The 15,613-nt window shown below is 69.2% G+C and carries 14 protein-coding genes; 9 read left to right on the plus strand and 5 right to left on the minus strand.

The window, feature by feature from the left end; translation table 11 throughout:
• Positions 1-28: 28 nt before the first annotated feature.
• Positions 29-1,489, minus strand: coding sequence for an IMP dehydrogenase (gene guaB / locus AC1HFW_RS11275; RefSeq protein WP_006395566.1), 1,461 nt, complete (start codon positions 1,487-1,489; stop codon positions 29-31).
• A 209-nt stretch (positions 1,490-1,698) separates the two neighbouring features.
• On the opposite strand from guaB, the gene AC1HFW_RS11280 reads away from it, so the two are divergent.
• Entirely contained in the window at positions 1,699-2,307 is a 609-nt protein-coding gene (locus tag AC1HFW_RS11280; RefSeq protein WP_479283340.1) for a DUF2239 family protein, read from the plus strand.
• Between the two features lie 25 nt (positions 2,308-2,332).
• Here the strand turns inward: AC1HFW_RS11280 and AC1HFW_RS11285 are convergent, their stop codons facing one another.
• A complete protein-coding gene (locus tag AC1HFW_RS11285; RefSeq protein WP_479283342.1) occupies positions 2,333-5,341 on the minus strand; it encodes an autotransporter family protein in 3,009 nt (1,002 codons plus the stop codon).
• 240 nt (positions 5,342-5,581) lie between these two features.
• Here AC1HFW_RS11285 and AC1HFW_RS11290 point away from each other — a divergent pair, with 240 nt between their 5' ends.
• The 3 genes from AC1HFW_RS11290 (at position 5,582) to AC1HFW_RS11300 (ending at position 7,936) form a co-directional block, all read left to right on the plus strand.
• A complete protein-coding gene (locus AC1HFW_RS11290) occupies positions 5,582-5,965 on the plus strand; it encodes a DCC1-like thiol-disulfide oxidoreductase family protein (protein ID WP_479283345.1) in 384 nt (127 codons plus the stop codon).
• A gap of 79 nt (positions 5,966-6,044) precedes the next feature.
• Entirely contained in the window at positions 6,045-7,346 is a 1,302-nt protein-coding gene (locus AC1HFW_RS11295; protein WP_479283347.1) for a YcxB family protein, read from the plus strand.
• The gene (locus AC1HFW_RS11300) at positions 7,343-7,936 is read left to right on the plus strand and encodes a hypothetical protein (RefSeq protein ID WP_479283349.1); all 594 of its coding nucleotides are present in this window, start codon (positions 7,343-7,345) and stop codon (positions 7,934-7,936) included. The genes AC1HFW_RS11295 and AC1HFW_RS11300 overlap by 4 nt, the downstream gene beginning before the upstream one ends.
• Before the next feature lie 136 nt (positions 7,937-8,072).
• Here the strand turns inward: AC1HFW_RS11300 and AC1HFW_RS11305 are convergent, their stop codons facing one another.
• Positions 8,073-8,963 carry a LysR family transcriptional regulator gene (locus AC1HFW_RS11305; RefSeq protein WP_006395635.1) on the minus strand — a complete coding sequence of 297 codons (891 nt, stop codon included), beginning with the start codon at positions 8,961-8,963 and terminating at the stop codon, positions 8,073-8,075.
• 172 nt (positions 8,964-9,135) lie between these two features.
• On the opposite strand from AC1HFW_RS11305, the gene AC1HFW_RS11310 reads away from it, so the two are divergent.
• Positions 9,136-10,131, plus strand: coding sequence for a tripartite tricarboxylate transporter substrate binding protein (locus AC1HFW_RS11310; RefSeq protein WP_479283352.1), 996 nt, complete (start codon positions 9,136-9,138; stop codon positions 10,129-10,131).
• Positions 10,132-10,231: 100 nt separating this feature from the next.
• Positions 10,232-11,197: a 2-hydroxyacid dehydrogenase gene (locus AC1HFW_RS11315; protein WP_006395637.1), complete on the plus strand. Its 966-nt coding sequence runs from the start codon at positions 10,232-10,234 to the stop codon at positions 11,195-11,197.
• 265 nt (positions 11,198-11,462) lie between these two features.
• Here AC1HFW_RS11315 and AC1HFW_RS11320 read toward each other — a convergent pair whose 3' ends face one another.
• Positions 11,463-11,702 carry a hypothetical protein gene (locus AC1HFW_RS11320; protein WP_006395638.1) on the minus strand — a complete coding sequence of 80 codons (240 nt, stop codon included), beginning with the start codon at positions 11,700-11,702 and terminating at the stop codon, positions 11,463-11,465.
• Positions 11,703-11,763: 61 nt separating this feature from the next.
• On the opposite strand from AC1HFW_RS11320, the gene AC1HFW_RS11325 reads away from it, so the two are divergent.
• Complete coding sequence (locus AC1HFW_RS11325; RefSeq protein ID WP_192579566.1) at positions 11,764-12,177, plus strand: GNAT family N-acetyltransferase; 414 nt, start codon at positions 11,764-11,766, stop codon at positions 12,175-12,177.
• Here the strand turns inward: AC1HFW_RS11325 and AC1HFW_RS11330 are convergent.
• Positions 12,172-13,107, minus strand: coding sequence for a LysR family transcriptional regulator (locus tag AC1HFW_RS11330; RefSeq protein WP_479283355.1), 936 nt, complete (start codon positions 13,105-13,107; stop codon positions 12,172-12,174). The two genes, AC1HFW_RS11325 and AC1HFW_RS11330, sit on opposite strands and share 6 nt — an antisense overlap.
• Positions 13,108-13,230: 123 nt before the next feature.
• Here AC1HFW_RS11330 and AC1HFW_RS11335 point away from each other — a divergent pair, with 123 nt between their 5' ends.
• Both AC1HFW_RS11335 and AC1HFW_RS11340 read left to right on the plus strand, forming a co-directional pair.
• Positions 13,231-14,619: a D-serine ammonia-lyase gene (locus AC1HFW_RS11335; RefSeq protein ID WP_479283357.1), complete on the plus strand. Its 1,389-nt coding sequence runs from the start codon at positions 13,231-13,233 to the stop codon at positions 14,617-14,619.
• Complete coding sequence (locus AC1HFW_RS11340; protein WP_479283358.1) at positions 14,616-15,602, plus strand: Bug family tripartite tricarboxylate transporter substrate binding protein; 987 nt, start codon at positions 14,616-14,618, stop codon at positions 15,600-15,602. Before AC1HFW_RS11335 ends, AC1HFW_RS11340 begins: the two co-directional genes overlap by 4 nt.
• The last annotated feature ends 11 nt before the right edge of the window (positions 15,603-15,613 follow it).

Genomic DNA, 15,613 nt, shown 5'->3' on the forward strand with positions numbered 1-15,613 from the left:
GCATGACATTGTAGTTGACTGTACGGGATCAGTCGGCGCGGTAGTTGGGCGCTTCCTTGGTGATCTGTACGTCGTGCACGTGGGACTCGCGGACACCGGCGGAGGTGATTTCCACGAATTCGGCCTTGGTGCGCATGTCGTCGATGGTGGCGGCGCCGCAGTAGCCCATGGAGGCGCGGATGCCGCCGACCAGTTGGTAGATGATGGCGAGCACGCTGCCCTTGTAGGGGACGCGGCCTTCGATGCCTTCGGGGACCAGCTTGTCGGCGTTGTTGGCCGGATCCTGGAAGTAGCGGTCGGCCGAGCCTTCCGTCATGGCGCCCAGGCTGCCCATGCCACGGTACGACTTGTACGAGCGGCCCTGGAACAGCACCACTTCGCCCGGCGCTTCTTCGGTGCCGGCGAACATGCCGCCCATCATGCAGGAGAACGCGCCGGCGGCCAGGGCCTTGGCGACGTCGCCCGAGTAGCGGATGCCGCCGTCGGCGATCAGCGGCACGCCCGTGCCTTCCAGCGCCTTGGCGACTTCGGAGATCGCGTGGATCTGCGGCACGCCGACGCCGGCCACGATACGGGTGGTGCAGATCGAGCCGGGGCCGATACCGACCTTGACGCCGTCGGCGCCGTACTCGACCAGCGCGCGCGCGGCGGCGGCGGTGGCGATGTTGCCGCCGATGACTTCAACCTTGGGGTAGTTCTGCTTGACCCAGCGCACGCCTTCCAGCACGCCCCTGGAGTGGCCGTGGGCGGTGTCGACGATCAGCACGTCGACGCCGGCGGCGACCAGCTTTTCCACGCGCTCTTCGGTGTTGCCACCGACGCCGACCGCGGCGCCGACGCGCAACTGGCCCTGGGCGTCCTTGCTGGCCAGCGGGTGCTCGGTGTTCTTGACGATGTCCTTGACGGTGGCCAGGCCGCGCAGCTCGAAACCGTCATTGACGATGAGCACGCGTTCCAGGCGATGCTTGTGCATCAGGGCCTGCGCTTCATCGAGCGTGGCGCCTTCCTTCATGGTCACCAGGCGTTCCTGCGGCGTCATGATGTTGCGCAGGGGCTGGTCCAGGTTCTCTTCGAAGCGCAGGTCGCGGTTGGTGACGATGCCGACCAGCTTGCGCCCTTCCACCACCGGCAGGCCCGAGATGCCATGCTGGCGCTGCAACGCAATGGCGTCGCGCACTTTCATCTGGGGGGTGACGGTGACCGGATCGATCACGATGCCGAATTCGTGGCGCTTGACGCGGGCGACTTCACGGGCCTGGGCGTCGGCGGACAGATTCTTGTGGATGATCCCGATGCCACCTTCCTGGGCCATGGCGATCGCCAGGCGGGATTCGGTGACCGTGTCCATGGCGGCGGACACAAGGGGGATGTTCAGGGAGATGTTGCGAGTGAGGCGCGTGGCCAGGGAGGTGTCGCGCGGCAACACCTCGGAATACGCAGGCACCAACAACACATCGTCGAAGGTGAGCGCTTTTTGAACGAGACGCATGGGTAACTCCGGGCGCAAAGCAAGATTATACGCCGGTTGCATGTTTTGACTAGGTATTGACCCTAGGTCGGGACGTAATTTTTGCGACTTTTTTCAATCGGCTTCGCGTGCCCGCACTATTTTTACCCGGATTATATTGACAGGCGATCGGGGCATGTCCACAATACGGATCATTAAATTCATCCGGGCGAATATCTTTCGCATCCATCATGACGCTGACTGCCCTTCCCTCCACCCACACCGCGTTCGACGGCCAGCGCCTGCTGGCGCGTGGCGCGCTCGCCGACGTGGCGCTGTCGGTCAAGCAGGCGCAGGCCGCGCGCGCCGACGCCGCCATCCTGGTGTTCGACGACCAGAGCGGCAAACAGGTCGACCTGGACCTGCGCGGCGGCGAAGCCGATATCCGCGAGCGCTATCAGGCGTCGGCGGCCACTGCCGCACCGGCTGACGACGCCGATACCGCCGAGGCCACCCCGCGCGGCCGCGGCCGGCCCAAGCTGGGCGTGGTGCCGCGCGAAGTGACGTTGCTGCCGCGCCATTGGGACTGGCTGGCGGCGCAGCCGGGCGGCGCGTCGGTGGCGCTGCGCAAGCTGGTGGAGCAGGCGCGCCGCGACAACGAGGCGCGCGACCAGCAGCGCCAGCGGCAGGAAGCGGCGTACCACTTCATGTCCAGCATGGGCGGCAACCTGCCGGGGTTTGAAGAGGCCACGCGGGCGCTGTACGCGGACGATCGCGCGGGCTTTGCGCGCCAGGTCGCCGAGTGGCCGCGCGACGTACGCGACTACGCCATGGCATTGGCGTGGGCGGAGGCGGCCTGACGCCGCCCTGCCGCCGCACGGCGCCTCACCACGAATAGCGCACGCCGACATTGCCGAAGTAGGCCTGGCGCACGTTGCCGTCCAGGTTCAGCCCGTAACCCGCGGACGCGTACAGTTCGGTGCGCTTGTTCATGGGCGCCACGAGTCCCACGCGCAGGTCGGCCGAGGTGGCGCCGTATTCGGTGCGCACGGCGTCCGACGCGCCGAACACCACCGACTCGCCACGGCTGAAGCGGTGCCACAGGTTGACGCGCGCATACGGCCGGATCTTCTCGGGCTGGTCGGCGTTGCCTTGCAGCAGCAGGCCGATGCGGCCGGTCACCGCCCCGCCGCCGCTGTAGCGGATCGACGAGTATTCGTCCTTGGTGTCGTTGAACGAGGTGTATTGGTAGATCAACTGCGCCTGCGGCTGCAGCATCAGGTCGCTGCGCGGGAAGAAGGAATAGCCGGCCTCGGACGAGGCCGTCAGGCCCCAGCCTTCCAGGTCCGCGCTGACGCCACGATCCGAGCGTGAACGGCCGGTGTAGTAGTTGCCCATCAGCACGTTGTCCCAATACCAGTTCGTCTGCTTCAGGCGCGTCCAGTACAGGCCCAGGCCATAGGACTCCAGCCGCAGCGAGCCGGCGCTGGCGCCGTGCACGCCCTCGACGAAGCCGTCGACGTGGCCGCTGGCCTGGCCGTAGGCGCCGAACAGCCCGAGGCGGTCGGACAGGTTGTCGTCGCGGGTCCGTTCCAGCAGGTCCGCGCCGGCCTGGCCAATCCACAGGTTGCCCTTGAAGCGCGGCTCGACGGTGCCTTCCCATTGCTGTTTTAGGCGCTGCCCGACCACCCGCGCCCACCCGGCCTTGCGCTCGCCGGAGCTGAGCAAGGCGTACTGGTCGCCCATGCGGTCATGGAAGGTGTCGAGCATGCGCCCGGCCACCTGCCGCGCGATTTCCGGGGCGATGACGGCGGGCGCGGTTTCGGGACGGTAGTTGGGGATGGTCTCGGGCTCGCCGGTTTCGGGGTCGATGACCAGGGTAGACGAACGCAGGTACCAGTTCTGCGCCTGGTCGGCGGTGGCGGCGCCGCGATACAGCAGGTATTCGTGGGCGCCGGCCGTGACCGGCTCGGCCAGCGAGAAGGCGCCGGGCGCGGTGGTGCCGCCGTTGATCGCGTCGACCACCATGATGCCGGCCGACTCGGTTTGCGCGCCCGGCCCGCCGGCGTTGCGGATCGACAGTTTCGAGGTGCCGGTGGCGGTGCCCCCGTCGATCACCAGCTTGTCCGATGGCGAGCCATCCGAACCCAGATAGGTGTTGAGGGCGATGGTGCCGTCGCCGCTGTAGTTGCGTACGGTCAGCGTCTTGAACACGCCGCCCTGGGGCGCGCTGAAGCTGATCAGGCTGGGGTCGTTGACCAGCGTGGTGATGTTGGAGTTGCCGGTCATGGTCCAGGTGCTGTCCACCAGGGTCACGTTGGATACGCTGCCGGCGTCGGTGGTGACGGTGCCGCTCAGCTGCGCGTTGACCGCGCGCACGTTGGCCAACGCCGGCGAGCCGGCCGCGAGCGGCGCGCTGGTGAAGGCCGGCGGCGTGGCCCAGGTGGGGTCGACGCTGGGGTCGAGCGCGCGCGAGGTCGGCGTGCGCGTCAGCAAGCTGCCGGACGGGGCCACGCGCAGCCAGTCGCCGGCGCCGGTGACCGAGGTGCCGGTCAGGGTGACGTTGGCGGTGCCGCCATCCACGCCGATGGCGTTGCCCGCCGCGCTGGACAGCGTCCCGCCGTTGAACGTGGCCTGCTGGGTGCCGGTGTCGCTGGCGAGCAGCAGGCCGTAGGCCCCGGCGCCGCTGGCGGCGATGGTGCTACCGGTGGCGGACAGGGTCGAGGCGCCGTGCAGCACGGCGCCATGGCCCAGCGCGCCGGTGGTGCGCACGGTGCCCGCGTCGAAGGTGATGCGGCTGGCCGCGCCTTCGGCCAGCAGGCCGAAGCCGCCGGTACCGCTGGTCTGCACGGTGGCGCGGGTGGCCTGGATGGCGGTGGCCGTCTGGCCGGCGGCGGTATAGGCATAGAGCCCGACCGCGGCGGCGCCCGAGGTCTGGAAGGCGGCATCCGACACTTGCGCCTGCGAGCCGTTGATGCCGATCAGGCCATGGCTTTCGTTGCCCTCGGTGCGGATGCTGGCGGTGCCGCCCGCCGCGGGCGCCAGGAACAGACGGCTGACGGGCGAGTTGTATTGGTACAGGAAGATGCCGCTGCTGTCGTTGCCGGTGGTGTGGATGTCGGTGGTGCCGTACATGACGGCCTCGCCCGCGCCCAGCATGTAGAAGCCGTCGGAGGTCAGCCCGGTGGTCTTGACGCGCAGCGTCGAGCCGGCGGCGGCGGTGAAGCGGCGGTCGAACGCATCGGGATAGGTCATGCTGGTGCCCAGTTCGACGCCGCGCGCGTACTGGCCGCCCGTGGTCTCGATATCCAGCACGCCATTGGCGGCCACGGTCACGGACGCGTTGCTGCTGAGCATGACGCCCTTGGCCCAGGCCTGTCCGCCCGCGACGGGCGCGGTCTGGATGCGCAAGGTGGCGCCCGATCCGATCTCGAGTTTGTTGACCGTGCCCGCCGGCGAGTGGCCCAGGTTCACGCCCTGGTAGCCGATCAGCGTCACGCGGGAGTTCGAGTTGAGGTTGAAGGTGGTGTTGGACCCCGGCGAGCTTTGCAGCCCCAGGCCGGTGGCGGTGACCGTGGTGATGGTGACGTTCGAGCCCGTCAGGAAATTGATGGTGGAACCGGTCGCGCCACTGGCGCCGAATATGCCGAGCCCGACCTGCTGGATCGTGCTGGTTCCCGCCGCGAAATTGAGCGTGGCGCCGTTGCTCACCCGGATACCGGTGCCGCTGCCGGCGCCAATCACCGAGTCGCCGCCATTGATGGTACTGGTGGCGCCGGGCGCGACAACGAAAGGAGCAAGCGTGGCGGCGGATGCGGAAGATCCGCCGAATGCCATGGCCGCGGCCATGGGCCAGAGGACGAAAGGCAGATGCCTGGACGTGCGTCGTTCCATCTAAGTCGTCTCCCAAACACGGCGGCGTTTGCCGCGGTTTTCCGGCACATCCGAAACGGAGTGGCCGGCCACGCGAGACTTCCTGACCAACTTGGCAAGCACGAGCATGCACGCGCGGGGCGTGCGGGAACGATATTCGCAACTTTGTCAGTATTTTGACAGCCTGGAAACGTTTAGTTTCTTATTGCCTGCGCCCGGACCTGGCTATGGCTTTGAGGGGATGGGAGGTAAGCTGTGGGGATGGAAAACTTGCCGCGTAACTATCTGCTTTATGACGGGGATTGCCCGTTCTGCACGAACTACGTGCGGATGGTGCAGTTGCGCAAGGCGGTGGGGCCGGTGGCCCTGCTGAACATGCGCGACCACCCGGACCTGGCCGCGTCCTATCGCGCCCAGGGCTATGACCTGAACGACGGCATGCTGCTGCGGCTGGACGGGCACATCTACTGGGGCGCCGATTGCATCAACCGGCTGGCGCTGATCAGCTCCGACAGCGATCTGTTCAACCAGATCAATGCCGCCCTCTTCCGCCGCCCCTGCCTGTCGGCGGCGCTATATCCCTTCATGAGCCGCGGCCGCGCGCTGACGCTGGCGCTGCTGGGCAAGAAGAAGATGCCGGCCTGATACCAGGCCCTGGTCCGCGCCGCCCGACGCGGCGCCATGCGCGGTGCTACATTGCGGGTCGCCCCCTGACGGAGACCTCATGTCCGAGCCAAGCCCCGCCGCCCACGGCACGCCGACGCCACGCGCCGCGCCCCTGGAAGATCCCCCCGGCGCGGAACCGGACGGCAGCTTTTCGCTGACCGCGCCGATCACGCTGCAGGACCGCATCGCGGCCTCGCTGTTCAGTTATGCCGACATGTTCTCGGCCGCGCGGCGGCGCTCGCTGCGCATCCTGGCCTGGGTGGTGCTGGCGCTGCTGGGGGTGCTGGGCTTTTCATCGTGGCGGAACAGCGGCGAGCAGGGCTTCGGCGCTTTCGCCTCGCGCTTCCTGCATGACCTGTTCGGCCTGAATGGCCTGCCGATCCTGATCGTGGCCATTCCGATGCTGATCCACTACGTGCGCCATCCCGCGATCGTGCGCGGGCGCCTGGCGCGCTGGTGCCGCGACGAAGGGCTCGACCAGACCATCCACCCTGTCTATCGCTTCGAGCCGGGCGGGCTGACCCTGACATTGCCGGGACGCAAGACGGTCATGGCGTGCTCGCGCATCCAGGGCATTGCCGAGACGCCCGGGCACCTCTTCATCCAGCTGCGCAACATCGAGGACGTCTACCCCCTGGCGCGACAGGCGCTGTCCAGCGAGCAGGTGGCGCGCATCAAGGCGTGGGCCGCGTCGTGCCATGCCGGCGTCCCGGACGCGGCGCAGCGCCCGCCGGATTCACAGACGCCCGCTGCCACGCCCCCGCTGCTGACGGCCCGCTTCCAGCTGACCGAGGACGACCGCGCGGCCGCGATCACCTGGCAGATGGAACGCCCCGGCATGCGGCGGCGGCGCCGGCGCGGTTTCCTGCTGGCCTTCGTGCTGACCGCCCTGCTGATGCCGCTGATATTCGCGCTGCTGTGGCTGCTGGACCCCGAGCGGGTGCCGCTGCGCTATGCGCTGCCGCTCTTTGGCGAGATGTTCACGGACAGTTTCTGGCAATTCACGCTCGGGTTCTGGGCGTTCCTGGCCGCCGTCATCCTGCTGCATCCCTGGGCCCGGCGCCGGCACGCGTACCGGTTGGCCGAGCGACTGCACCGGCGCATGCCGGCGGATGAACACGAGGCGCGGCTATATGAAGACAGGCTCGAAGTCTGGCAGGCTGGTTGGTACAACCGCTTCGCGACGGCCGGTTTCGAGCGGATCGAGCGGCAGGGCGAGCATCTGATCCTGCTGCGGCGGGAGGGCGAGCCGCTGATCCTGCCAATGCGCGCGCTGAACGAAGATCAGCTGGCGCTGCTGGAGCGCAACCTCACGCGCGGCGCGAATGGCGATCACCCGCCGCCCGGAGACGCGCCATGAGCACGCCCGGCACGCCGCGCCTGGCGGCGCTGTATGCGGGGTTGGCGCTTGCCGTGCTGGCCCCCGCGGTATCGGCCGAGACCGTCGAGCTGCCGCAGGGGCTGTCGGTGCAACTGCCCGAGGGCTGGGTGGTGGACGGCTCGCCGGAGGGCGCCGTGTCGCGCAGCGGCTTGCGGCGCGTGCAGCTGGCCTGCGAAAGCGAAGCCTGCATGGAAACGCAGGAGACCTGCACCCTGCTGATGCGCGCCACACCACTGGAAGGCGACGACGACGAGGCCCGGCTGCGGGCGCTCTACGCCTCACCGCTCAAGCGCTACTTCCGCCTGCGCGCGGTGCTGAGCGCGACCGGCCCCGACGCCGATATCCGCCAGCCGCTGGAGCGCGTGCGCATCGGCGACCGTGATTGGTATCGCGTCCAGACCGATGCGCGCCCCCCGCACCGGTCGGGCCTGTTCGCCGAAACGGTGGTCGATGGCCGGTACGTCGGCGCGATCTGCAAGTCGCGCGAGACCGGCGAACAGCGCCATCGGGACGGGCTGCGGATCATCGAGAGCCTGACGTCGGACGCGGACGCCGCCGCGCCGCGTTGAGCCGCGGCAATGCCGTGCGGTCTGCGCCCGTTGCACTGAACGGCGACAAGGCGCCAGGCTGAATGGCGGCGACGCGCCAAGCTGAACGGCGACAACGCGCCAGGGTCGCGGCTTGCGGCTACGGGCATCCCCTTTCTCACGCCTCCGGCGGCAGCACCTCCGCCACCTGCCGCAGGAACGCCGCCAGCGCCGGGTTGTCGTGCTGCGCGTGCCAGGCCAGGTACATGTCCGCGTACAGGTCGCGCTGGCCCAGCGAGCGGAATTCCACGCCCTCCAGGCGCAGCTCGCGCGCCGAATCGGGCACGATGCCCACGCCCAGCCCCGCCCGCACCAACGCCAGCAAGGTATGCGTCTGGCTGGCGCGCTGCACGTAGTCGGGCTGCACGTCGGCCAGGCCGAACGCGCCGACGATGCGGTCGTAGAAGTATTTGCCCTCGCGCGGCGAATACAACACGAAGGGCTGGCCTTGCAGCAGCCGCAGCGGCACCACCTCGTGCGCGCACAACGGCGACCCGGCGGGCAATGCCAGCACCAGCGGTTCGCGCTCGATCAGGCGCGACTCGATGCCCGCTTGCTGCGGCACGCTGCGCGCCAGGATCGCGTCCAACTCGCGCCCCAGCAGCAGGCGCGACAGGTCGGTGCTGACGGTTTCGCGCAACTGGATCTCCACGCCCGGCAGGCGCTTGCGCGCCCGCACGATGAGCGACGGCATCAGCCGGTACGACGCCACCGCCGTGAAGCCCAGCGTGATGTGGCCGGCGTCGCCGCCGGAGGTGCGCCGCGCGGTGGCGGCGGCGCGCGCCGAATACTCCAGCAGGTGGCGCGCGTCGCGCAGGAAGCGGCGGCCGGCGGCGCTCAGTTCCACCTGGCGGCTGCTGCGCTCGAACAGCGTCACGCCCAGGTCCTGCTCCAGCAGCTGGATCTGGCGCGACAGCGGCGGCTGCGTCATGCAGAGCCGCGCGGCGGCGCGGCCGAAGTGCAGTTCCTCGGCCACGGCAATGAAGCATTCGAGCTGGCGGAATTCCATCGATCCAATCCTTGAATTGATCAATGCTATTTATAGCTCGAACAGTCATCCATCGGCTGGCATTCCTATACTCGGCCGCAACGCCAGGCGCCTGACCGGCCGGGCCAGAAGGAGTGTCATCGCAGCAGTGTTTTCCCCGCGGCCCAAGCCGCTCACTACAAAAGAGAAAGCCATGGAGACAAGCCCCACCCACCGCCCGCGCCGCCGGCTCACTGCCGCCGCGCTGGCCCTGGCCACGTGTGCCATCCTGCCCGCCGCCGCGCGGGCCGCGCCGTATCCGGAACGCCCGATCAATCTGATCGTGCCGTTCGCCCCCGGCGGCGGCACCGACATATCGGCGCGCCTGCTGGCGGCCGCGCTGGGCGACAAGCTGGCCGCCTCGGTGGTGGTGGACAACCGGCCGGGCGCCGGCGGCCAGATCGCCGCCGACCTGGTGGCGCGCGCCAACGCCGACGGCTACACGCTGCTGTTCGCCAATTCCGGCATGCTGGCCATCAATCCCTGGATCTACAAGCTGCACTCCGACCCGGCCAAGGCCTTCGCGCCGGTGTCGCTGTTCTCAGATCTGCCGTTCGTGCTGGTGGTGCCCGCCAGCCTGCCGGCCAAGGACGTGCCGGAGCTGGTGGCGCTGGCGCGCGCGCAACCCGGCAAGCACACCTACGCCAGTTCGGGCACCGGCGGCGCGCCGCACCTGTCGGGCGAGATCTTCCAGCAGGCCACCGGGGTCGACCTGATGCACGTGCCCTACAAGGGCGGCGGCCCCGCCATGACCGACCTGATGGCGGGCCGCGTGGACATGCTGTTCGCGTCGGTGCTGGAGACCATTCCCTACGTCAATTCCGGCAAGCTGCGCGCCCTGGCCGTGACCGGCGCCACGCGCTCGCCCGCCCTGCCGAACGTGCCGACCATCGACGAGGCCGGCGTCAAGAATGCGCAGACCGGATCCTGGACCGCGGTGCTGGCGCCGGCGGGCACGCCGCAGGCGGTGATCGACAAGCTGTCGGCCGCGATCCGCGATATCGCCAATGATCCGACGATGAAGGCCAAGCTCGAATCACAGGGCGCGGTGGCGCATGGCTCCACGCCCAAGCAGCTGGAGACGCTGGCGGCCAGCGAGCGCGAGCGTTACGGGCAGATCATCAAGACACGCCATATCCAGGTGCAATGACGACCCGCGGCGCCGGTCCCGCACACCGGCGCCGTCCCCTCTTCCTCAACCGCGGTTCCGCCCTCCCCGGCCTCGCCGCCGCAAACGTAGCACCCAGCCCATGACCGTTTCCCACGCTTCCCCCACCGCCGACCTGCTGATGGTCGGCCCCCTGCTGCCCGAGCTGACCGCCGAGCTGGAGTCGCGCTACCGCGTGCACCGCTGGTGGCAAAGCCCCGACCAGGCCGCACTGCTGCGCGAGCACGGCTCGGCCATCCGCGGCATCGCCACCAGCGGGCGCTTCGGCGCCACGCGCGACCTGATCGAGGCGCTGCCGGCGCTGGAAGGCATTTTCAGTTTCGGCGTCGGCTACGACACCATCGACCTGGCGGCGGCGCAGGAGCACCAGGTCCAGGTCACCAACACGCCGGGCGTGCTGGACGCCTGCGTCGCGGACACGGCGCTGGCCTTGATGCTGGCGGCATCGCGCCGCATCGCCGAGGCCGACCGCTTCGTGCGCGCCGGCCGCTGGCCGCAGGAAGGCTTCGGCCTGGGCACCCGCATGAGCGGCAAGCGCTGCGGCATCGTCGGGCTGGGCAACATCGGGCTGCAGATCGCGCGGCGGGCCGAGGCGTTCGACATGCCCATCCTGTACACCAACCGCAAGCCGCGGCCGGACGCGCCGGCCCACTACCGCTATTGCCCGAGCATCACGGCGCTGGCCGCGGAGTGCGATTTCCTGGTGCTGGCGGTGCCGGGCGGCGGCGCCACGCGGCATCTGATCAACGCCGAGGTGCTGAATGCGCTGGGTCCGCAGGGCTGGCTGATCAACATCGCGCGCGGCACGGTGGTGGACGAGGCCGCGCTGGTCCAGGCCCTGCAGGCCGGCCAGATCGCCGGCGCGGGCCTGGACGTGTTCGAACACGAGCCGGCCACGCCCGCCGCGCTCAACGCCATGGACAACGTGGTGATGCTGCCGCACATCGCCAGCGGCACGCACGAGACCCGCCGCGCCATGGCCGACCTGATGCTGGCCAACCTGGACGGCTGGTTCCGGGACGGCAAGACGGTGACGCGCGTGGTTTGAGATCGCGGGCCGCCGCGCGTCGGCGTGGCGGCCGCGCGGCCGGTTCCGCGGGTTCGCACTGAATTGGGGCCATATTTGATGGAATCGGCCACCAAGCGTCCATTCCACGGACACTACATCTTGTAATTTATCTCATACGTGATAAATTTCTCACCGCACTGGCTCGTGCCGGCGAGCTGTTGTGCTTGTTGTTGTAAGTTTTTCCGGCCTTCGGGCCGGATTTTTTTTTGTCCAGGATCTTCCAGCGCGCACCGCGACGGCACCCTTACTGGTCGATCCGTATCGACAGTCCATCGCCTTCGGCCGTGATCGCGCGCACGCGAATCGTCCAGCCCGCATTGATGGCCTCTTCCTGGTCGTCGAACACCCCGTATTCCGTCACGGTCACCGCCCCGCGCAGCGTGCGGCCGTCGGCCGATGGCCCCTGCGCCTCGATCACCGGCAGATAGCCGTCCTGCACCTGCACCGCGCCGCGCGTGATCTGAAATCCGTTCACTGCATCCATGGCTGCTCCTCTCATTGGGGACGGGCCATGGTAGCCTGCCGTCAGACTTTCCGGAGGCATCATGTTGAGCGTCAGCAGAATCGAACCGTCCGCCTGGGCGCAGGCCTTTCCCTTGATCAAGCAGCTGCGCGCCGCCCTCGATGAGGCCGAGTTCCTGCAGCGGGTGCGCCGGCAATCGCATGGCGGCTACGAGCTGGTCGGGGCCTACCGCGACGGCCGGTTGATCGGGGTGATGGGCATGCGGCCGGTGCACACGCTGGCGCGCGGTCCGCATCTGCATGTGGACGATCTGGTGGTCGACGAGGCCGTGCGCGGCAGCGGCGCCGGCCGCGCGCTGATGGCCTATGCCGAGGCGGACGCGCGCGCCCGCGGCATGGGGGCGGTGTTCCTGGACGCCCGGCCCGACGCGATCCCCTTCTACGAGCGCGAGCAATACACGCGGCATCCGGCGCCGTCGATGAAAAAAACCCTATGAGATTCGGGAACTGCCGGCGCCTGCAACTGGACTCAGTTGCGTGCGCAAGCTGGCGATGAAGGCCTTGGCGGCCTCCGGCAGGACGCGCCCGGCCAGGGTCTGCACCTCGAAGTGCCGTTCATTCATTTCGCGGTCGCGCAGCGGCACGGCCACCACCTGCCTGCCGCGCAGGCGATAGCGGATCGCCAGTTCGCCGCAGAACGCCACGCCGCCGCCCGCCCCCGCGAATGCCACCAGCGCGTCGACGCTGCGGCTGGAGAACACCGGCTCGCACTGCAATTGCTGGCGGCTACAACTGATGTCGATCAGCTGCCGCAAGGTGGAATCGGCATCGGGCAAGGCCAGCGGATAGACCATCAACTGCGCCAGCGACACCTCGGGCAGGCCGGCCAGCGGATGATCGGTCGCCACCACGGCGCGCACCGGCGCCGGCATGCGCAGTTCGACCCGCACGTCGCGGTGCGAGGTCAGGCTGAGCGTCACGCCGACGTCGGCCGCGCCATCGCGCACGCGGGCCGGCACCTCGCGTTGCGAGCACACGTCCAGCGTGAAACGGATGCCCGCGTACTGCTGACGGAAATCCGCGATGGCTGCCGGCAGGAAGTCATGCACGAAGCCCTCGGTGCAGACCACCCGCACCAGTCCCTGGCGCAAGCCTCGCAGTCCCATGATTTCGCCGGCCACGCGGTCCACGTCCTGCTGCGAGCGCTTGGCGTGGGCGGCCAGCAGTTCACCGGCGGCGTTGAGCGCCATGCCGCGCGAGCGGCGCTCGAACAGCAAGGTGCCCAGCTCGCGTTCGAGCCGGGCGATCTGGCGGCTGACGGCCGACGGCGCCACGTCCAGCCGCTCCGCCGCGACGCTGACCGAGCCGCAGCGCGCCACTTCCAGGAAGTAGCGCACGGCCATTTCCTGCAGGACTTGCGGGTTCATCGGGTTTGCCCTTGGTTTGCGTAAAACGCAATGAACGATTCTAGCAATTCATATTGCGGCAATGCATGAGCCCCGCCTAGGATGTGACCGTTCGATGACATCACCCCTTTGGCGCGCGCAGTCATGATCCCGTCCCACGTTTCGGTTTCCGCTTTTTCCTTGCAGGCGTTGCGCGCGGCGCGACCGGTACTGTGGATGCGCCCCAACAACGCCGCGACTGGCGCCGGCGTCGCCTTCACGCTGGCCGACGTGCAGGCGGCGCATGACCGCTTCGCGCGCTTTGCGCCGCTGCTGGCGCAGTTGTTCCCGGAACTGGAGGCCGCCGCCGGCGTGATCGAATCGCCGCTGCGCGAAGCCGCCGCCATGCAACAGGCGCTGGGCCTGCCGGCGGCCTCGGGGCGCCTGTGGATCAAGGCCGACCACGCGCTGCCGGTGGCCGGCTCCATCAAGGCCCGCGGCGGCATTCACGAAGTGCTGGAGTTCACCGAGAAGCTGGCCCTGGCGCATGGCCTGGTCGCACCCGGCGATGACTACCGCAAGCTTGGCACGCCCGCCGCGCGCGCCTGTTTCGCGCAATACCAGGTGGCCGTGGGCTCGACCGGCAACCTGGGCCTGTCGATCGGCGTGATCGCCTCGGCGCTGGGGTTTCGCGCCGCCGTGCACATGTCGGCCGACGCCAAGGAATGGAAGAAGGCGCGCCTGCGCGCCCGGGGCGTCGAGGTGGTGGAACACCCAGGCGACTATGAAAAAGCCGTGGCCGCCGGCCGCCGCCAGGTGCAGGCCGATGCGCACGGCTACTTCGTCGACGATGAGCGCTCGGCCTCGCTGTTCCTGGGCTACGCGGCGGCGGCGCTGCGGCTGCGCGAGCAGATCGCGCAGGCCGGCATCGTGGTCGATGCCGAGCATCCGCTGTTCGTCTACCTGCCCTGCGGCGTCGGCGGCGCGCCGGGCGGCATCGCCTTCGGCCTGTCGCTGCTGTATGGCGCGCACGCGCACTGCTTCTTTGCCGAACCGGTGCAGTCGCCCTGCTTCCTGCTGCGCATGATGGCCGGCCATGGCCAACTGCCCGGCGTGCCGGTGCCGCCGTCGGTCTACGACATCGGCCTGACCAACCAGACCGAGGCCGACGGCCTGGCGGTGCCGCGCGCCTCCGACCTGGCGTATGCCGCCGTCGGCCAGTCGCTGGCCGGCGTCTACACGGTGGCCGACGACACGCTCTACGGCGACTTGGCGCGGCTGCACGACAGCGAGGGCCTGCGCATCGAACCGTCGGCGGCGGCCGGGTTCTCCGGTCCGCGCCAGCTGCTGGGCAGCCTGGCCGGGCAGCAATGGCTGCGCCGGCGCGGACTGCTGCCGCATCTGGCGCGCGCCACGCACCTGGCCTGGACCACGGGCGGGCTGTACGTGCCGGCCGAGGAGTACGACCGATTCCTGAGCCGCGGGCAACGACTCGCGGCCGCCCCCCAGGCGCCAACCGACGCGCCGTCCCTCCACCACTCTCGTCGAGCATGACCATGAAGACTGCCTTGATTGCCCTTGGTGTCACCCTTGCGGGCGCCCTCGCCGCGCCCGCCCCGGCCAGCGCCCAGGCCGGCTATCCGACGCGCCCCATCACCCTGGTGGTGCCTTTTCCGCCGGGCGGCGCGACCGACGTGCTCGGCCGCGTCATCGCGCAGAAGCTCGGCCAGGAACTGGGCCAGACCGTGGTGGTGGAAAACCGCGCCGGCGCGGGCACCGCGATCGGCGCCGGCTTCGTCGCCAAGGCCGCGCCCGATGGCTACACCCTGCTGGTCAGCTCCGGCACCACCTTCACGGTCAATCCGGCGATCCAGAGCAAGCTGCCGTACGACCCGGTCAAGAGCTTCGAGCCGCTCGGCATCGTCGGCCGCACCGGCCTGGCGCTGCTGGCCAACCCGCAGGTGCCGGTCAAGGACCTGAAGGAACTGGTGGCCTACGTCAAGGCGCGCGATAAGGAACCGCCGGCCTATGGCTCGTTCGGCGCCGGCACCACCGCGCATTTCGTCGGCGAGGCCTTCCTGGCCGCGGCCGGCATCAAGATGATCCACGTGCCCTACAAGGGCAGCGCGCCGGCCATGACCGACCTGATCGGCGGCCAGATTCCGTTCTCGGTCGACACCGTGGCCGCCGCGCTGCCGCAGAGCAAGCTGGGCAAGGTGCGGGTGCTGGCGGTGTCGGCCCCGGCCCGCTCGGCCTTCCTGCCCGATGTGCCCACGTTTGCCGAACAGGGCTATCCGTCGGTGGCCATGGACACCTGGCTGATGTTCACCGCGCCGCGCGGCCTGCCGAAGGACGTCAAGACCCGGCTGGAAACCGCCCTGCGCGCCACGGTCGAATCGCCCGACGTGCGCAAGAGCCTGGAGGCGCAAGGCTTCGAAGCGGCCTTCTCCAGCGCCGCCGAAGGCGAAGCGCTGATCCAGAAGGAACTGCCGCAGATGCGCGACGTCGCGCAACGCGCCAACATCAAGATCGATTGAAGGAAGCTCTC

The sequence above is a fragment of the Achromobacter sp. ISS7 genome, assembly GCF_056523125.1.